This window comes from Rhizobium sp. R635, from assembly GCF_002211285.1.
Lineage (GTDB): Bacteria > Pseudomonadota > Alphaproteobacteria > Rhizobiales > Rhizobiaceae > Rhizobium.
The window spans coordinates 542,540-559,020 of the sequence record NZ_LOKX01000001.1; the positions used below are offsets into that span (position 1 = coordinate 542,540).

16 protein-coding genes and 1 pseudogene are annotated in these 16,481 nt (G+C 61.6%); 8 read left to right on the forward strand and 9 right to left on the reverse strand.

Going from position 1 to position 16,481, the window contains the following annotated elements; translation table 11 throughout:
* Positions 1-317 precede the first annotated feature (317 nt).
* Positions 318-503: a hypothetical protein gene (locus ATY78_RS02575; protein ID WP_088680756.1), complete on the forward strand. Its 186-nt coding sequence runs from the start codon at positions 318-320 to the stop codon at positions 501-503.
* 25 nt (positions 504-528) lie between these two features.
* On the opposite strand, the gene ATY78_RS02580 is transcribed toward ATY78_RS02575, so the two are convergent.
* Together ATY78_RS02580 and ATY78_RS02585 are read right to left on the reverse strand one after the other, a co-directional pair.
* On the reverse strand, positions 529-729 hold the full coding sequence (locus ATY78_RS02580; RefSeq protein ID WP_088680757.1) for a hypothetical protein: 201 nt from the start codon (positions 727-729) through the stop codon (positions 529-531).
* Between the two features lie 420 nt (positions 730-1,149).
* Positions 1,150-1,809, reverse strand: a complete 660-nt coding sequence (locus tag ATY78_RS02585; protein WP_088680845.1) for a GNAT family protein — start codon at positions 1,807-1,809, stop codon at positions 1,150-1,152.
* Between the two features lie 101 nt (positions 1,810-1,910).
* Between ATY78_RS02585 and ATY78_RS02590 the strand changes: the two genes are divergently transcribed.
* The gene (locus ATY78_RS02590) at positions 1,911-3,317 is read left to right on the forward strand and encodes a PLP-dependent aminotransferase family protein (RefSeq protein ID WP_088680758.1); all 1,407 of its coding nucleotides are present in this window, start codon (positions 1,911-1,913) and stop codon (positions 3,315-3,317) included.
* 51 nt (positions 3,318-3,368) lie between these two features.
* On the opposite strand, the gene ATY78_RS02595 is transcribed toward ATY78_RS02590, so the two are convergent.
* On the reverse strand, positions 3,369-4,871 hold the full coding sequence (locus ATY78_RS02595) for a DegQ family serine endoprotease (protein ID WP_088680759.1): 1,503 nt from the start codon (positions 4,869-4,871) through the stop codon (positions 3,369-3,371).
* 511 nt (positions 4,872-5,382) lie between these two features.
* On the opposite strand from ATY78_RS02595, the gene ATY78_RS02600 reads away from it, so the two are divergent.
* On the forward strand, positions 5,383-6,420 hold the full coding sequence (locus ATY78_RS02600) for a LacI family DNA-binding transcriptional regulator (RefSeq protein ID WP_088680760.1): 1,038 nt from the start codon (positions 5,383-5,385) through the stop codon (positions 6,418-6,420).
* Positions 6,421-6,460: 40 nt separating this feature from the next.
* Here ATY78_RS02600 and cysN read toward each other — a convergent pair whose 3' ends face one another.
* The 3 genes from cysN to ATY78_RS02615 are packed head-to-tail and all read right to left on the reverse strand — an operon-like array spanning position 6,461 to position 9,661.
* Positions 6,461-7,945, reverse strand: a complete 1,485-nt coding sequence (gene cysN / locus ATY78_RS02605; protein ID WP_088680761.1) for a sulfate adenylyltransferase subunit CysN — start codon at positions 7,943-7,945, stop codon at positions 6,461-6,463.
* Between the two features lies 1 nt (position 7,946).
* Positions 7,947-8,900, reverse strand: a complete 954-nt coding sequence (gene cysD / locus ATY78_RS02610) for a sulfate adenylyltransferase subunit CysD (RefSeq protein ID WP_088680762.1) — start codon at positions 8,898-8,900, stop codon at positions 7,947-7,949.
* A 17-nt stretch (positions 8,901-8,917) separates the two neighbouring features.
* Positions 8,918-9,661: a phosphoadenylyl-sulfate reductase gene (locus ATY78_RS02615; protein WP_088680763.1), complete on the reverse strand. Its 744-nt coding sequence runs from the start codon at positions 9,659-9,661 to the stop codon at positions 8,918-8,920.
* A 420-nt stretch (positions 9,662-10,081) separates the two neighbouring features.
* On the opposite strand from ATY78_RS02615, the gene ATY78_RS02620 reads away from it, so the two are divergent.
* From ATY78_RS02620 to ATY78_RS02640, 5 genes are all read left to right on the forward strand, one after another.
* Positions 10,082-10,528: an Rrf2 family transcriptional regulator gene (locus ATY78_RS02620; protein WP_088680764.1), complete on the forward strand. Its 447-nt coding sequence runs from the start codon at positions 10,082-10,084 to the stop codon at positions 10,526-10,528.
* 119 nt (positions 10,529-10,647) lie between these two features.
* On the forward strand, positions 10,648-11,034 hold the full coding sequence (locus ATY78_RS02625) for a DUF6152 family protein (protein ID WP_088680765.1): 387 nt from the start codon (positions 10,648-10,650) through the stop codon (positions 11,032-11,034).
* A gap of 9 nt (positions 11,035-11,043) precedes the next feature.
* Positions 11,044-11,514, forward strand: a complete 471-nt coding sequence (locus tag ATY78_RS02630) for a DUF6644 family protein (RefSeq protein WP_088680766.1) — start codon at positions 11,044-11,046, stop codon at positions 11,512-11,514.
* A 95-nt stretch (positions 11,515-11,609) separates the two neighbouring features.
* The gene (locus ATY78_RS02635; protein WP_088680767.1) at positions 11,610-11,897 is read left to right on the forward strand and encodes a type II toxin-antitoxin system HigB family toxin; all 288 of its coding nucleotides are present in this window, start codon (positions 11,610-11,612) and stop codon (positions 11,895-11,897) included.
* Positions 11,898-11,901: 4 nt separating this feature from the next.
* Positions 11,902-12,309 carry a transcriptional regulator gene (locus ATY78_RS02640; RefSeq protein WP_088680768.1) on the forward strand — a complete coding sequence of 136 codons (408 nt, stop codon included), beginning with the start codon at positions 11,902-11,904 and terminating at the stop codon, positions 12,307-12,309.
* Between the two features lie 71 nt (positions 12,310-12,380).
* Here the strand turns inward: ATY78_RS02640 and betA are convergent, their stop codons facing one another.
* The 3 genes and pseudogenes from betA to betI all read right to left on the reverse strand — a co-directional run.
* A complete protein-coding gene (betA, locus tag ATY78_RS02645) occupies positions 12,381-14,033 on the reverse strand; it encodes a choline dehydrogenase (protein ID WP_088680769.1) in 1,653 nt (550 codons plus the stop codon).
* Between the two features lie 170 nt (positions 14,034-14,203).
* Complete coding sequence (gene betB / locus ATY78_RS02650; protein WP_088680770.1) at positions 14,204-15,667, reverse strand: betaine-aldehyde dehydrogenase; 1,464 nt, start codon at positions 15,665-15,667, stop codon at positions 14,204-14,206.
* 151 nt (positions 15,668-15,818) lie between these two features.
* Positions 15,819-16,403, reverse strand: a pseudogene (gene betI / locus ATY78_RS02655) (transcriptional regulator BetI); the annotation flags it as partial.
* Positions 16,404-16,481: the final 78 nt, after the last annotated feature.

The window sequence follows — 16,481 nt, forward strand, 5'->3', positions numbered from 1 at the left end:
ATCTGAGGCGATGCCGCGTCATTTGCATGGACACCAGGAAAACTGCCAGCCGAATTTCCGACAAACGGCCCCGATAGCCAACGCGTTGCCGTCCGCAATCTCGCCAAAGGCGGCTCTGATGGGTGCTCGGCAGCTTTCGATCGGGATCGCCAGGTTCGCGTTCGTCCGGATCAGTATGATTACCGATGCGGCAATCCCGATTCGCAGCTCGCAGATTCTGTTGAAGCGCCTCGTGTTTGCCCCGAAGGATATAATTTTAGGGATTGCTAACGAACAAATCGACGGCGTGATGGTTCTCCCTCCAGGAGGAAGTAGCCATGAAGACCATGAACAATCGCCAAGTTCGTATCCCCGGTCCTCGCGAACACGATATTGCCGAGCATTGCCGCAAGTTCGGGATCGGCCCGGCGGAGGAGAAGAAGCTGAAGAAACTCCTCGGCCATCGGGCGCCGCTTCATGAAATCCAGGCCAATGCTCCACCGCGGCAGCCAAGGTGGCGTTAGGTTGAGAAGGCATCCGGAATACGCATCAGTGCCGTGGTTGCCGCGACAGCATGAGAATGTAGTCGTCAGCGATATCGGCAACCACCATGGCTGCTTCAGCGGGCGAATATCCCTTGCTGACAGCGTCGCTGACGATCTTCATCACGGCCGATTCAAGTGCCCCCCGGCAATCGGAAAGAGTGTCGGCATGTGAGCATTTTGCCCGAAATTCCAATACGTTGTTCATGGCATACCCTCCGTCTGACATTGCTGAGCCATGCGCAGAAGCCCGCCTTCCACGAAGGGTCGAGCCGTGATCCCCATGGCGTGTCGCTCTTGGAGACCAAATGATTATCGCAAGGCTACGATGGCACAGGGGCTGCGGTATTCAAGCGGATGCTGATATTAAGGTAAGCCAGTAGGGTTAATTCACCCAGAGATTGTGCATCGACGTTCAGGCGAGGCTGTCAGGCTACGGTGCAACCGTTGTTTGTCTGTCATTTTCCTGGACAGAAGCGCGGTCTTTCTGCACCGAGGCTGGACATTCCACGCTCCGGCCTCGGCGCCGGCATTAACGCTTGCCCCGATCGGCCAAAAGCCCGCTTGTAGGCTCACGGCCGGCTCTGCCGGCTTTCGCGGCCACGGCTTCGATGTCGCTCGCGCTCGTTCAGAAGTTGAGCTTGCTCTTCTGCCGGCCGTCGGCATCGAAATTGCCTGGCGAAAGCCATGCTTCGTATCCTGCTTTCAGCTTCGGCCAATCCGCATCCGTCATGGCAAACCAGGCGGTGTCGCGATTGCGGCCCTTCTGCACCATATGCTGGCGGAAGATGCCTTCGAAGGAGAAGCCGAAGCGCTCGGCGGCGCGTTTCGACGGTTCGTTGAGATTGTTGCACTTCCATTCGAAACGGCGATAACCGAGCGTGTCGAAGACGTAAGCGGCGCAGAGATAAAGCGCTTCCGTTGCTACGCGCGTGCGGGCAATCGCCGGTCCCCAGAGGATGTTGCCGATCTCGATGACACCGTTGGCGGTATCGATGCGCATCAGTCCCTGCCGGCCTTCGGCGCGTCCCGTCGCCTTGTCGATGACGGCGAGGAATAGCGGATCTTCGCTGGCCGCAGCCTTCGTCAGCCAGGGGGTGAGGGCTGCCATGTCGGTAGGTGCGTCTTCAAAGAGATAGCGGAAGCGGTCATCGGCGCCGGGCTGCTGCGCCGAGCGAAGAAGATCGGCGCCATGCTTTGCGGCCTCGAGCGGTTCCAGGCGGGTATAGCGGCCGTCAATCGGGGCGCGGGCGGGGCGGGCCACAGCGTTCCAGTCGGAGAGATCCATCGTCGTCATGTCCATTGTTGCATCGAACCTTGCTGGTCTTGCCTCGCAAATGGACTGGAGTAAAAGTCCAGTTATGATCTTTTGAGCAGACCAGTGATAAAATGACGTCAGCACCCGCATGGCTCGAGCTCGATCGCGGCGCAGGCGATCTTGCGGGCCAGATCTATCGAAGCCTCCGAGACCGCATCCTGCTCGGCCAGCTCCCGGCCGGCCACAAGCTGCCCTCGACGCGCGCTTTTGCGGCCTCGCTGGGTGTCGCGCGCTCCACCGCAGTCGAGGCTTATGACCGCTTGAAATCCGAGGGCTATCTCGAAGCCGCCGCCGGTGCGGCGACACGCATTGCCGCCCTTGCGCGGATGCAGGTCGAACGGCGGGTGGATGACCGTTCTCTCATCGAGGAGATGCGGCCGGACAAGCCGCCCTATCACGCCCTGTTCAGGCCGGCCGTGCCCGACGTATCGAACTTTCCACACGCCGTCTGGAGCCGTTGTCTTGCTGCCCGCAGCCGCTCCTTCCGCATCCAGCATCTCGGTTATGAGAATGCGACCGGCATTTTCGAGCTGCGCCAGGCCATTCTCGAACATATTTCGACGACGCGCGGCGTGGTGGCCGTTCCCGAGCAGATCCTGATCGTGCCTTCCACGCGTGCAGCGATCGATATGCTGGCGAGAACGATGTTGAGACGGAGCGCCAGCACCGTCGCTTGGATGGAAGACCCCGGTTATCCCACCGCCCGCGCGTTGCTCGGCGATGCCGGCGCTGAAATTGTGCCGGTCCCGTGCGATGAGCAGGGTATCGACGTTTCCAGGGCGCAAGGCCCGCAACCGGTGCTGATCTATGTCACCCCGTCCCATCAATACCCGACGGGAGTTACCCTCAGCCTGCCGCGCCGGCTGGCGCTGCTGGAGACGGCTCGACGGTATGGAAGCCTCATCGTCGAAGATGATTACGACAGCGACTTTCAATACGGCTCGCGCCAGATCGCTGCCTTGCAGGGAATAGACCGGGCAGACGTCGTGGCCTATGTCGGCACCGTCTCAAAGATTCTGGCGCCCGGCCTGCGTGTCGCCTATGCGGTCGTGCCGCGCTGGCTCGTGGCCGAAGCGTCGGAAGCGCTGCAGCGCAAGGGCGTTGCCGTCTCCAGCCACATTCAGGCCGCCCTTGCCGATTTCATCAACGAGGGCAGGCTGCGCGCCTATGTCAGGCGCATGAACCTGCAATATGCCGATCGTATGGCCCGCACGATCGAGATGCTGAATGCGCATTTTTCAGACCATCTTGCCGTATCGGGTGGCGATGGCGGCTTGCAGCTTGCGGCTTGGTTTCGCGACGGGGCGACCGATGACCGGGCAATCGTCACGAGGATGAATTCTTCAGGATATGGGCTGATGCCGATTTCGGATTTCTTTGTCGGCAAATCCGCCAGCGGCGTTCTCTTCGGCATCTCGCAGGCCGAACCTGCTGCCGTTCAAAAGCTGGCGACTGACCTCAAAACGGTACTCGGCTGAAAATGACTGAGCCCGGGGAGAAGCCCGGGCGCAGTGGCTTATCGATGCGGTTCAGGCAGCGGCGAAAGGCACGGCCACGAAGGTCTTGTTGCCGTCGCGCTCGATGAGCAGCAGCACCGACTTGCGGCCGGCCTTGCCGGCTTCCGCAACCGCAGCCTTGACGTCACGGGCGTTGTGGACCGGCTTGTCGTTCACCGAGACGATGACGTCGCCCGACTGGATGCCGGCGGCGGCGGCCGCCTTGTCGGGGTTGACGCTGGCGACGACTGCGCCGCTGACGGAGCGCGGCAGGTCGAGCTGCTGACGCACGTCCGGCGTCAGGTCGGTGAGCCCGATGCCGAGGCTCGGCTGGCCGGTGTTCTGGCCCTGGCTGTCGGAGTTCTCGGCTGCTGCCTGTTTCTGGCTGTTTTCATTGCCGCCGACGGTGACGCCGAGATCGATCGTCTTGCCGTCGCGCCAGACGCTGACGGATTCTTTCGCACCCGGCGAAAGATCGGCGACGAGGCGAGACAGGTCTTTCGGGGTCTTCACCGTTTCGCTGCCGACAGCGGTAATGATATCACCCGGCTTCAGGCCGGCGCGCGCTGCCGCCGTATCGGCAGTGACGGCGGCAACCAGCGCGCCGCCGGTCTTGGCGAGGCCGACGGCATCGGCAACGTCCTTCGTCACAGGCTGGATTTGCACGCCGAGATAGCCGTGATCGATCGAGCCGTCCTTCTGCAGCTTGGCGACGATCGCCTTGGCCTCGTCGGAGGGGATGGCGAAGCCGACGCCGACGCTGCCGCCGTTCGGCGAATAAATGGCGGTATTGATGCCGACGACATTGCCGTCACGATCGACCAGCGGCCCGCCGGAATTGCCATGGTTGATCGGCGCGTCGATCTGGATGAAATCGTCATAGGGCCCGCTGTGCAGGTCGCGGCCGCGCGCCGAGACGATGCCAGCCGTCACCGTGGTGCCGATGCCGAAAGGATTGCCGATCGCAAGGATCTGGTCGCCGAGTTTCAGCTTGTCGGAATCGCCCCAGGCGATGGTTTGAAGCGGCTTCGGCGCCTGGATCTTCAAAACGGCGATATCGGATTTCGGGTCGGTGCCAATGAGCTTGGCCGGAAGCTCCGTGCCGTCGTCGAGCGTCACCTTGATGTCGACGGCATTGTCGATGACATGATTGTTGGTCACGATCACGCCGTCAGAATTGATGATGAAGCCGGAGCCGAGGGCCATCGCGTGCTGGGACCCCCGATGTTGCGGCGCCGGGCGCGGCAGCGGGATGCCCTGGTCCTCGAAGAACTGACGGAACTGCTCGTCCATCGGCGATTCTTGGTCGGCGCTGACGTCGGTCGCCTTCATCGTCGTGGTGATGGTGACGACGGCAGGCTTGTCCGCGTCGACGACGGAGGCGAAGGAGCCGCTGGCGGCAAGAACACCACCGGTATCCGAAGGTGCGGCAAAGGCGCTGGACGAGTTGACGGCGAAGGGCAGGCATGCAGCGCCGGCGATGATGGCGGCCCCGACAAGCGCTGCGGCGCGATGTTTGCTGAGAATATGTGACATGGGGATGGTCCCTTGCGAGAGCGTTGGCTTTGATGGCGTCGTGGTTCCATGTCATGGACCTGGCGTCGGATGGCGTTTGGCGCCAATTCCTCTGTTCGGAAGCGGTTGTGCGACGACGGGAATAGAAGAATTCGCGTTGAGGATTCATATGACCTCGCGCGGCAGCTTTACAAATTAAATATTGATCATGTTTATATTGCCGATTTGTAAGATATTTCCGGAATTTAATCTTTGTCCCGACGCTGCCGGCGCGCGTCAGCAATTTCGGCCCGCCTCGCGTTCCCGGCAACGGTTTCATCCTGAAATAATGAACTTATTCCCCGCTGAGAGTAATCCGATCGCTCCCGTCGCCCGTAATCCGGATAGCCGGTGCCGCTGCCCTTTCTTCGCATTTCAATCCGGGATTCCGTTGCGAATATAAAATGTTAGTAGACTCTAAATTATTTCTTCTTCAGAAAGTGAAGACTGCGAATCGAGGGCAGGCGAGTCTCGCGGCGGCTTACGAGGGGTAATGAGAAAGTCAGTGGAGCCGGGGCAAAAGCCTATGCGCGGGGCGCATGTGAAGCTGAGCGATGTGGCGAAGAAGGTGGGCGTCAGTCCCATCACGATTTCGCGTGCGCTTCGCAATCCTGAAATCGTCTCTGAGGATCTGCGTGAGACCATCCTGCGCGTGGTGGAGGAGATGGGTTATATCCCCAATCTCGCGGCGCGCGCGCTGGCCGGCCGCCACAACGGCATCGTCGGCGTCCTCACGCCCGCTCTGCACCAGTACGGTTTCACCGGCCTGATGACCGGTATCGAGGACCGCTTTCGCAGCACCGAGTTCACCGTGCAATATTCCAGCACGCTGCATCATGTCGAAGGGGAGGCCGGTCTGCTGAAATCCTTCCTGACGCAAAAGCCGGCCGGCGTCATCATCGCCGGCGCCGAATCCTATCGTAATCTCCTGCCGCTTATCGAGGGCGCCCCCTGTCCGATCGCCCATATCACCGATCTCAGCCAGGAGCCGCAAAAGCTGGTTGTCGGTCTCGATCATTATGCAGCAGGCGTCGAACCCACCCGCTTTCTGTTGTCGCGGGGCTATGGCAGGATCGGCTTCGTCGGCCGCGGTGGCGACGTCCGCTCGCGCCGTCGCCTGGAGGGTTATCAGGCTGCGATGCGGGAGGCCGGGCGTTTCGACGAGGATCTCGTCATCGGCGGGGACGCGGCAAGCCGGATCGGCCTCGGCAGGGAGCTGTTTTCCCGCTTGTTGCAGCGCGTGCCCGATGTCGATGCCGTCTATGCCCAGAGCGACGAACTGGCGCTCGGCGTCCTCATCGAATGCAAAGAGCGCGGCATCCGCGTGCCGGAGGATTTCGGCATTTGCGGTTTCAACAATCTGGAATTTTCGGCCTTCACCCAGCCGACGCTGACGACGGTGTATATCCCGCGCCACGATATCGGTTATCGCGTGGCCGACATGCTGCTGCGCGCCATCCGCGACGAACCGCTTGATGAAGACAAGGTCAATATTGGCTTCTCCATCATTCCACGCGGCTCGACGCGATAATTCGCCATGAAAAAAGGGGCCGCTTGGCCCCTTTTCAATCTCAGATATCGCTTGCCGCGCTCGACCAGAGCTCGGCCGCTTCCGACGCCGTCATCCGGCGGACCTCTGCCTCATGACTGCGGTTGGCGAACAGTTCGCTTGCCATGATCTGCTCGGCAAGATCGGCCGGGAGCGACAGGATCACGCGCGCGTCGCTGCCGTGCAGGCCGCTGACATCGGCACGCTTGCCGGTCACCATGCCGCCGGCGATGGTGTTGTTGGTTTCCGGGTCGATCAGGATGAAGGAGCCGGTGGCGCGGTTCTGCTCATAGGGATCGAAGATCGCGGCTTCGTCGAACACGAGGCGCACCTTGCCGATGGCGTTCATGTAAAGCCGCTGGGCGGCGTTCCACGTGCCGGTCTTCAACTCGAGCTGGCTGACCGGTTCCACCTGAACACGCTGGCGGCGCGAACCGCTCTTCAGCCAGTAACGCTTGCCGGCTTCGATGCCTTCCGGCTGCAGGGCAACGACCTGCGCGTCGAAGGCGAGGCCGGTCTGCGGCTGGCTGTCGATCGAAACGATCATATCGCCGCGCGCCACGTCCACCTGGCGGTCGAGCACGAGCGTGATCGCATCGCCTGTAACCGCGGCATTGCGCACCAAATCGAAGGTGACGATCTTGGTGACGTTGGCGACCATGCCGGACGGCAGGATCATGACGCTGTCGCCCGGCTTCACCGAGCCGCCCGCAACCGTGCCCTGATAGCCGCGGAAGCTTTCGCCGGGGCGCGAGACGCGCTGTACTGAGAGGCGGAAACCGGTGGTCTGGCCGGATCGCACGGTGGCATGCTCCAGCGTCTCGACCAGCGTCGGGCCGTTATACCAGGGCATGGCAGCCTGGCCGGAATAAACGACGTTTTCTCCCTTCAGTGCCGACATCGGGATCGCGGTGATCTGCTTGACGCCAAGCGACAGCGCGAATTCCTTGAACTCATGGGTGATCTTGTCGAAACCGGCGCGGTCGTAGTTCGTCAGGTCGATCTTGTTGACGGCAAGCACGAACTGCTTGATGCCGAGCAGAGAAGCGATCGTCGCGTGACGGCGTGTCTGTTCGAGGATGCCGGCACGGGCATCGACCAGCAGCACGGCGAGATCGGCTGTGGATGCGCCGGTCGCCATGTTGCGGGTGTACTGCTCGTGTCCGGGCGTGTCGGCGACGATGAAGGAGCGCTTGTCGGTCGAGAAGTAGCGATAGGCGACATCGATGGTGATGCCCTGTTCGCGCTCGGCCTGCAGGCCATCGAGAAGCAGCGCGAAATCGGGCAGGCCGAGATCGTTCTGCTTGCCGGTGGAATCGCGGCGAAGCGTTGCCGCCTGGTCTTCCTTGACGGCCTTGGTATCCCAAAGCAGGCGGCCGATCAGGGTGGACTTGCCGTCATCGACGCTGCCGCAGGTGATGAGGCGCAACGGGCGCGAGTCGCGCACGGCCTTGAGAGGCTCGGCGGCGGGCACGGCGACGACGTTTGCGGGAATTGCTGCGGTCATCTCAGAAATATCCTTCACGCTTTTTCTTTTCCATGGAACCGGACTGGTCGCGGTCGATGGCGCGGCCCTGGCGCTCGGAAACCGTAGCGATCTCAAGCTCCGCGATGATGTCTTCGAGGGTGGTGGCCGTCGAGCGGATCGCGCCCGTCAGCGGGAAGCAGCCGAGCGTGCGGAAGCGGATGAAGTCTTCCTGCTTCGTTTCGCCGGGCAGCAGTTCGAGGCGCGGATCGGATGCCGCGATCATCATGCCGTCGCGCTCGACATAGGGGCGCTTGGCGGCGAAATAGAGCGGCACGATCGGGATCTCTTCGGCCTGGATGTAGCGCCAGATATCGACCTCGGTCCAGTTCGACAGCGGGAAGACGCGAACGCTCTCGCCCTTGCGGATCTGGCCGTTATAGACGTTCCACAGCTCAGGGCGCTGGTTGCGCGGATCCCAGCGATGGTCGGGCGTGCGGAAGGAGTAGATGCGCTCCTTGGCACGCGAGGCTTCCTCGTCACGCCGCGCGCCGCCGAAGGCCGCGTCGTACTGGCCGGCGTCAAGCGCATTGCGCAGCGCTTCCGTCTTCATGACGTCGGTGTAGCGGGCCGAGCCGTAGGTGAACGGCGTGATGTTTTCGGCCGCACCGCGCGGATTGATGTGCTCGATCAGGTCGAGATCGTATTTCTTCACGATCTCGTCGCGGAAGGTGATCATCTCCGCGAACTTCCAGCCCGTGTTGACGTGCAGCAGCGGGAAGGGCACGCGGCCGGGATAGAAGGCCTTGCGGGCAAGGTGCAGCAGCACGGAGGAATCCTTGCCGATCGAATAGAGCATCACGGGACGCTCGAATTCGGCGGCAACTTCGCGGAAGATGTGGATCGCTTCGTTTTCCAGCGCTTTCAGATGCGGGTCGAGCGGCGGCTTGGCACTTTGCGGATTGGTCAGTTCAGTATCCTGACGGGTATCGGGCATTTCGTACTCCAGACTTCTTATTGCTGCACGGCGATCGGAGTCGCCTCTTCGGCGACATGCAGGCCGCATTCGCGCTTCTCATCCTGTTCCCACCACCAGCGGCCGGCGCGTTCCGGCTCGCCCGGCTTGATGGCGCGGGTGCAGGGCTCGCAGCCGATCGAGGGATAGCCGCGGGCATGCATCGGATTGATAGGCACGCCATTGTCGGTGACGAAGGCCTTGATCTTGTCGATGTCCCAATCGGCGAGCGGGTTGACCTTCAAAAGGTGGCGTTCGGCGTCATATTCGGCAAAGGGCGTTTCGGCGCGGTTGGCCGACTGGCCGCGGCGCAGGCCGGTGATCCAGATCGCAGCACCTTCGAGTGCGCGCGCAAGCGGCTTCAGCTTGCGCACGCCGCAACAGGCATGCCTGGCTTCGACGCTTTCGTAGAAACCGTTCATGCCGTACTTCGCCGCGTAGGCGTCGATATCGGCCTGTTCGGGTTCGTAGCGATGGATATGGATGTCGTACTGGCTCTCGGTCTCGTCGATCAGCGAGAGCGTTTCGGGAAACAGCCGGCCGGTCTGTAGCGTCGCGACATCGATCGGCAGGCGGTGCGTGCCGATCTCGGCTGATATGACCTGGTCCTCGATGCCGAGCGAGGTGGTGAACACCACACGCCCGCCGAGGCCGGAGACCAGCGACAGACGTCCGGCGAGGTCGAGGCCTGCCAGCTTGTCGTTCAGCGCCTCGGCTTCTGCAATAGGATTGGTAGCAGTCATGAGAATCCTGTCCGTTGTTACCGGGAGTATCGCAGTTCGATCGTGGATCGGACAGAAAAAGGGATTTCGAAAGCTGCGGCCGGAGGAGCAAATATCTCTCCGAAGCTGCCGCAATGCAGAAAAGCAGCCGCCCGCGGATAGAAATCCACGTCGGCGGCTTGAATGTCTATAAAAATAGTAGAGTTACACGCAGCCTGTCAATCGGAAATCTGAATTGATGCCGAAAAAGGTGCAGGACCCGCTGTTTTGGCATAGATTGTTTGGGCTTGGCCAAGAATGAAAAACAAGGCCGAAGTGCTTGTCTCTCAAGTCTTTCTCCGGCGCGTTCAAATTCCGTTCATGCTGACTGTGCAATAGAGGCAAAAGTAATCTTGAAGCAGTGCGAAGATTCGCGCTGCCTGTGTGTGTCGATGGTCTGAGATGATTACGCAAAAGGCGAAATATGCGCTGCGGGCGCTCACGGTCTTGGCTGATGCCGATGCCGACGAACCGGTGATGATTTCCGATATCGCAGCGCAGCAGAAGATCCCGAAGAAGTTTCTCGAACAGATCCTGCTCGACCTGAAGCATCACGGCATCGTCGTCAGCCGTCGCGGCAAGCAGGGCGGTTATCTCTTGCTCAAGCCGGCCCACGCCATCACCTTCGGCGAGATCCTGCGCATCATCGACGGCCCGATCGCCCCGCTTCCCTGCCTGTCGATCACCGCCTACCGGAAGTGCGACGATTGCGACGGCGAACAGAGCTGCCAGATCCGCCATGTCTTCGCCAAGGTGGCCGATGCCACCCGCAAGGTGCTGTTCTCGACGACCATCGCCGATGCCGCCCAGCCCGCCCATAGCGCCGAGGTCACCCGGCTTCTTGCCTAAGCCATCCGGCTTGAGGAAAACGCGTAACTGCGCCCGTCTTTCTTCAAGATTTGGTGAAACGCCTTTTCTTAGCGTCGCGATGCTCCACCTGCCTGTCCATTCGGGTAGGGAGAACATCAATGTCTGCACGTTCATGGAAGCGTATGCTCGCTGCTGTCGGGCTGACGGCCGCGTTTGCAACGGGTGCGGCCGCTCATCATGGCTGGTCCTGGGCCGAGGCGGACCAGATCGAGCTGCGCGGCACCATCCAGACGATAACCATGGGTGGGCCGCATCCGACGCTCGACGTCGCGACCGCCGATGACGGCGTGTGGCGGGTCGAACTCGGCAATCCGCGCCAGACGGAACGCTCCGGTTTCGTGGAGGGCGTTGCAAAGCCCGGCGACCAGGTCGTGGCCCTCGGAAACCGTTCGCAGGACCCGAAGGAGAAGCGGATGAAGGCCGTGCGCATCACGATCGGCGAGAAGCGCTACGATATTTATCCCGATCGCATCCGGACGAACTGACCTGCCGTCATGGACGTTCTCGAATGGCTGGCGGCGACGGCGCCCGCAGTCGCGCTCCGGCGCTCTGCGACACTCTATATGTTCGTCAATGCCGCGCATATTCTGGCGATCGGCCTGCTGGTCGGCGCCATTCTGCCGCTCGATCTGAGACTCGCCGGCTTCTTCCGCAAGGTGCCCGTCGAGGCCGTCGCTCCGTTCCTGTCGCGCTCCGCCGGTGTCGGCCTCATCCTGGCGATCGCGACCGGCTTCTGCCTCTTCAGCGTCCGCCCGCTCGAATATGCCGCAAATCCCGCCTTCCTCGCCAAGCTCTGCCTGATCGGCCTCGGCCTTCTCAACCTCCTGGCGGTTCATGTCGGGCGGGGGTGGAAAGGGCTCCTCGCCACCGGCCTCATCCATCCTGGCCTGCGCTTCTCTGCAGCCCTGTCGGCCGCAATTTGGATCGCTGCCGTATTGGCCGGGCGGTGGATCGGATTTCTCTGAAACATCACCAATCACAGACGGTCTATAGCAACTTGCTATGAGGAGGCAGTTGCGTTAAATTTCACATAGCAAAATGCGATGAACGCTTCCGGATTATGCACATCATCACGCAGAAAAAGATTTGGGAAGCGAAAGACCGATGGCCTCAAACGGCCAATGCTCTGGATACCTGGTATCGGTTGATGAAGTCGGCGGAGCCGACGGATTTCGCTGACATGAAATCACTGTTTCCAGCGACAGATAAGGTCGGGCGGCACCACGTATTCGACATTGGCGGCAATAAGCTCCGCTTGGTCGCGGTGGTGCATTACAGATTCAGAAAGGTCTATATTCAGCGGATCATGGACCACGCGGAATATGACAAGGGAGCATGGAAGGGTTAAGCCGATGAGCGCACTTGTAAGACTGGTAAGCGAGCACTGGACGCACGTTGCCCCTCTTCTTGCCATGCCGGCCAATGAGGCTGAGTATGATCGTCTCGTGGAGCAGCTTGACGAGATCCTCGCTGAAGTGGGTGACGATGAGGATCATCCCTTGGCGTTGCTTGCATCGCGCATGGCGGATCTTGTCGAGGCCTATGACGAGAAAACCCGGCCAATGCCTCCCGCGACCGGAGCCGATGCGTTGCGTTATATCATGGCAGAGCGGGGGCTTGGCCAGTCCGAGATGCCGGAACTCGGCGCTCAGTCCGTCGTATCCGAAATTCTGAGTGGAAAACGGCAAATCAATCTTCGGCAAGCGCGCGCGCTGAGCGAGCGATTTCTCATTCCGGCATCAGTATTTCTCTCGCTTTGACGACGGGGTTCACAGCAGAAGAGGCGGCATGACGACAGCGGCTGATGAGGAAAGGCTCCAACGCTCAGCCATCAGCGATCACTGACCGCCGCCCTTGGATTGCGCCACGGCTCCTGGTTCGAGCGTGCCAGCGGCTGTTTGCCGAGAATGTGATCCGCCGCCTTCTCGCCGGTCATGATCGACGGGCCGTTCAGGTTGCCATAGGTGACGTGCGGGAAGATCGAGCTGTCGGCGACGCGTAAGCCGTCGACGCCGATCACACGCGTCTGCGGATCGACTACCGCCATCGGATCGTCCTTGGCCCCCATCTTGCAGGTGCCGCAGGGATGATAGGCGCTTTCCAGATGTTCGCGCAGGAAGGTATCGATCTCATCGTCGCTCCGGACGCCTTCGCCCGGCTGGATTTCCGGCCCGCGATAGTGATCGAAGGCTGACTGCCCGAAGATCTCGCGGGTCAGCCGCACGCAATGGCGGAATTTTTCCCAATCTTCCGGATGGCTCATATAATTGAAGCGCAGCACCGGGTCGGCCTTGGGGTCGGGCGAGCGCAGCGTCACGCTGCCGCGCGATTTCGACAGGTTGTAGCCGACGTGAACCTGGAAGCCGTGGCTTTTCGCCGCCGCCTTGCCGTCATAGCTGATCGCAACGGGAAGGAAATGATACTGGATGTCGGGCTGCTTCAGTCCTGGCGCCGAGCGCAGGAAGGCGCAGGCTTCGAACTGGTTGGAAGCGCCGAGCCCGCCCTTGGAGAGCAGCCATTGGGCGCCTGCCACACCCTGCCAGAACCACGGCAGCCAGGAATAGAGCGACACCGGCTTGGTGCTGACCTGCTGGAAGTAGAACTCCATATGGTCCTGCAGGTTGGCGCCGACGCCCGGCCGGTCCGCCTTCACCTCGATGCCCATCTCCTTGAGATGCTCGGCCGGTCCGATGCCCGACAGCATCAAGAGCTTCGGCGAGTTGAAGGAGGAGGCAGAGACGATCACCTCGCGGTTCGCCTTCACCACTTCGACGCGGCCGTTGCGTTCGATCTCGACGCCTGTCGCCCGTCCGTCCTCGATCACGATCTTGCGCGCGAGCCCATAGACGATCTCGACATTTTGCCGCTTCAGCGCCGGTTTCAGATAGGCATTGGCGGCAGACCAGCGGCGGCCGCGGAAGATGGTCTGCTCCATCAGTCCGAAACCTTCCTGCTTGCTGCCGTTATAGTCCTCCGTCGTTTCGAAACCCGCCTGTTTGCCGGCCTCGACGAAGGCGCGGAACAGCGGATTGGTGAAGCCGCCGCGCTGGACGTGCAGCGGCCCGTCCGTGCCGCGCCAGCCATCCTCGCCGCCATGCGAATGTTCCATCCGCTTGAAATAAGGGAGGACGTCGGCATAGGCCCAGCCGCTGGCTCCGAGCTCTTCCCAGCGGTTGAAGTCCTCGGCATGGCCGCGCACATAGACCATGCCGTTGATCGAGGAGGAGCCGCCGATCACCTTGCCGCGCGGCGCGGTGATGCGCCGATTGTTGAGGTTCGGCTCCGGCTCGGAAAGATAGCCCCAGTTATAGCGCTTCATGCTCATCGGCCAGGCAAGCGCCGCCGGCATCTGGATGAACGGCCCGAAATCGCTGCCGCCCGCCTCGATGACGAGCACACTGTTCTTGCCGTCTTCGGACAAGCGGTAGGCGAGGGCCGAACCGGCGGAGCCGGAGCCGATGATGATGAAATCTGCTTGTTGCATCTTCTTTTTTCCTAGAGGCTGCCCCTCATCCGGCTGCCGCCACCTTCTCCCCGCATGCGGGGAGAAGGGACATGCCGCACCGTTTCGGTATTCCTAAGCGTCCCGTTTGCCACGTCCCCTCGCCCCGTTTACGGGGAGAGGGTTAGGGTGAGGGGCGGGTCTCGCTCCGTTCAATAGGGCGCCGCCACCGGCCCCATACCCACGTAAACCGTCTTCAACTCGGAATAGTGCTCCAGCGCTGCCAGCGAATTCTCCCGACCGAAGCCCGATTGTTTCGAACCGCCGAAGGGGATTTCCACCGGGCAGAGATTGTAGGTGTTGATCCAGAGCGTGCCGGCCTCCAGCCGGTCGACGATGCGGTGGGCGCGGGTGAGGTCGGCGGTGAAGACGCCGCCGGAGAGGCCGAATTCGCTGGCGTTGGCGCGCGCGATCACCTCGTCCTCGGCTTCGAAATCGAGCACCGACATGACGGGGCCGAAGATTTCCTCGCGGGCGATGGTCATGTCGTCGGTCACATCGGCAAAGACGGTCGGCTGCACGTAATAACCTTCACCGGAGACATTGTTCGGAATGCCGCCGCCGGCAATCAGCGTCGCGCCCTCGGCCTTGCCCTTCTCGATGTAGGAGATCACCTTCTCGCGTTGCGCCCAGGAAACCATCGGGCCGATCTGCGTCGCCTCATCCATCGGGTCGCCGATCAGCATCGCCTCGGTGCGCGTCTTCAACCGCTTCAGGAATTCGTCCTTGATGGTCCTCTGCACGAAGACGCGCGTGCCGTTCGAGCAGACCTGGCCGGTCGAATAGAAATTGCCGAGCATTGCCCCGCCGACGGCCGAATCGAGATCGGCATCATCAAAGACGATGATCGGCGACTTGCCGCCGAGTTCCATCGTCACGTGCTTCAGGTTCCCGGCCGCTGCTGCCGCGACCCTGCGCCCCGTCGGCACAGAACCGGTCAGCGACACCTTGGCGACATCGGGATGGTTGACGAGCAGCGGTCCGGTGTCGCGGTCGCCCTGGATCACATTGAAGAGCCCCTTCGGCAGCCCGGCCTCGATGAGGATTTCGGCGATCTTCAATGCGCCGAGCGGCGTGTTCTCGGACGGCTTGAATACCATGGCATTGCCGCAAACGAGGGCAGGGGCCGCTTTCCAGCAGGTGATCTGCTGCGGATAGTTCCAGGCGCCGATGCCGACGCAGACGCCGAGGGGCACGCGCTTGGTATAGGCAAAATCCTGCCCGAGCGGGATATGGGCGCCGTTGAGGCCGGCCGGTGCTACACCCCCGAAGAATTCGAGGGCGTCGGCGCCTGATGTCGGATCGGCGACGATCGTTTCCTGGATCGGCTTGCCGGTATCGAGCGTTTCGAGTTCGGAGAGAGCCCGGTTTCTCTCGCGCATGATGTCGGCCGCCCGTTTGAGGATGCGCCCGCGTGCCATGGGGCTCATCGCCGCCCATTCCGGCTGTGCGCGCTTGGCCGCGGCGATCGCCTTTTCGACGATCGCAGGCGTTGCGGCATGGAGCCGGGCGATCACCTCGCCGGTCGCGGGATAGATGCTCTCGATGACGGTGCCATCGGTATCCTCGACATATTCGCCGTCGATGAAGTGCGAGGCTTTCGGCTGGGCTTTCATGTCATTTGTCCTTGGAAGGTTCGATGTGGTCGTCCCTTCTCCCCTGGGGGAGAAGGTGGCCCGCAGGGCCGGATGAGGGGGCGGCAATCTCGGCCTTACGGCCGCTCGCTCCTGCGTCGCTCACCCCCTCATCTGTCCTTTGGACATCTTCTCCCCGCTGGGGAGAAGGGGAGCTGCTAGCCAGAAGCGCGTTCACATAATCCTCCGTCAGCGCGATCGAGGCTTCGATGCCGATCGGCGCCGATTTCAGACTTTGCCTGATATAGAGCCCGTCGATCATCGCCGCAGCGCCTTCGGCGATGCGTTCTGCGGCGTTGGCGGGCAGGAGCGCCTTGAGATCGGCAAGCAGGTTGGAACGCAGCCGCCTGGCATAGATCACCAGGAAGCGGCGCGTCTCTTCCGAGCGCTGCGCTTCGGCATAGAAGGCAAGCCAGGCGGCGATAGTTTCCGGTGCGAACTGGTCGGCGTGGAAATTGACGCGGATGACGGCCGAAAGCCGTTCGCGCGGCGTCGTCGCTGCCTTGAGTGCAGCTACGGTATCGTCGCGCAACTGTCTGAGCAGGGAGCGGATCGTCTCGATCAGCAATTGTTCCTTGCTGCCGAAATAATGATGCGCAAGGGCAGGAGACACACCGGCCTGGCGCGCGATGTCGGACATGGTGACGGCAAGCGAGCCGTGATCGCCGATCACCCGCAGCGCTGCATCGACCAGCGCCTTGCGGCGCACCGGCTCCATTCCGACCTTCGGCAAACGGACAACTCCCTTGAACTTCCCACTAGAATATTTTTGATTGACTGATCAATCAATAAAAAT

Excerpts from the sequence above, each read along its gene's own strand:
- ATY78_RS02575 (WP_088680756.1), top strand. The coding sequence starts at position 318 with ATGAAGACCATGAACAATCGCCAAGTTCGTATCCCCGGTCCTCGCGAA.
- ATY78_RS02580 (WP_088680757.1), bottom strand. The coding sequence starts at position 729 with ATGAACAACGTATTGGAATTTCGGGCAAAATGCTCACATGCCGACACT.
- ATY78_RS02585 (WP_088680845.1), bottom strand. The coding sequence starts at position 1,809 with ATGGATCTCTCCGACTGGAACGCTGTGGCCCGCCCCGCCCGCGCCCCG.
- ATY78_RS02590 (WP_088680758.1), top strand. The coding sequence starts at position 1,911 with ATGACGTCAGCACCCGCATGGCTCGAGCTCGATCGCGGCGCAGGCGAT.
- ATY78_RS02595 (WP_088680759.1), bottom strand. The coding sequence starts at position 4,871 with ATGTCACATATTCTCAGCAAACATCGCGCCGCAGCGCTTGTCGGGGCC.
- ATY78_RS02600 (WP_088680760.1), top strand. The coding sequence starts at position 5,383 with ATGAGAAAGTCAGTGGAGCCGGGGCAAAAGCCTATGCGCGGGGCGCAT.
- cysN (WP_088680761.1), bottom strand. The coding sequence starts at position 7,945 with ATGACCGCAGCAATTCCCGCAAACGTCGTCGCCGTGCCCGCCGCCGAG.
- cysD (WP_088680762.1), bottom strand. The coding sequence starts at position 8,900 with ATGCCCGATACCCGTCAGGATACTGAACTGACCAATCCGCAAAGTGCC.
- ATY78_RS02615 (WP_088680763.1), bottom strand. The coding sequence starts at position 9,661 with ATGACTGCTACCAATCCTATTGCAGAAGCCGAGGCGCTGAACGACAAG.
- ATY78_RS02620 (WP_088680764.1), top strand. The coding sequence starts at position 10,082 with ATGATTACGCAAAAGGCGAAATATGCGCTGCGGGCGCTCACGGTCTTG.
- ATY78_RS02625 (WP_088680765.1), top strand. The coding sequence starts at position 10,648 with ATGTCTGCACGTTCATGGAAGCGTATGCTCGCTGCTGTCGGGCTGACG.
- ATY78_RS02630 (WP_088680766.1), top strand. The coding sequence starts at position 11,044 with ATGGACGTTCTCGAATGGCTGGCGGCGACGGCGCCCGCAGTCGCGCTC.
- ATY78_RS02635 (WP_088680767.1), top strand. The coding sequence starts at position 11,610 with ATGCACATCATCACGCAGAAAAAGATTTGGGAAGCGAAAGACCGATGG.
- ATY78_RS02640 (WP_088680768.1), top strand. The coding sequence starts at position 11,902 with ATGAGCGCACTTGTAAGACTGGTAAGCGAGCACTGGACGCACGTTGCC.
- betA (WP_088680769.1), bottom strand. The coding sequence starts at position 14,033 with ATGCAACAAGCAGATTTCATCATCATCGGCTCCGGCTCCGCCGGTTCG.
- betB (WP_088680770.1), bottom strand. The coding sequence starts at position 15,667 with ATGAAAGCCCAGCCGAAAGCCTCGCACTTCATCGACGGCGAATATGTC.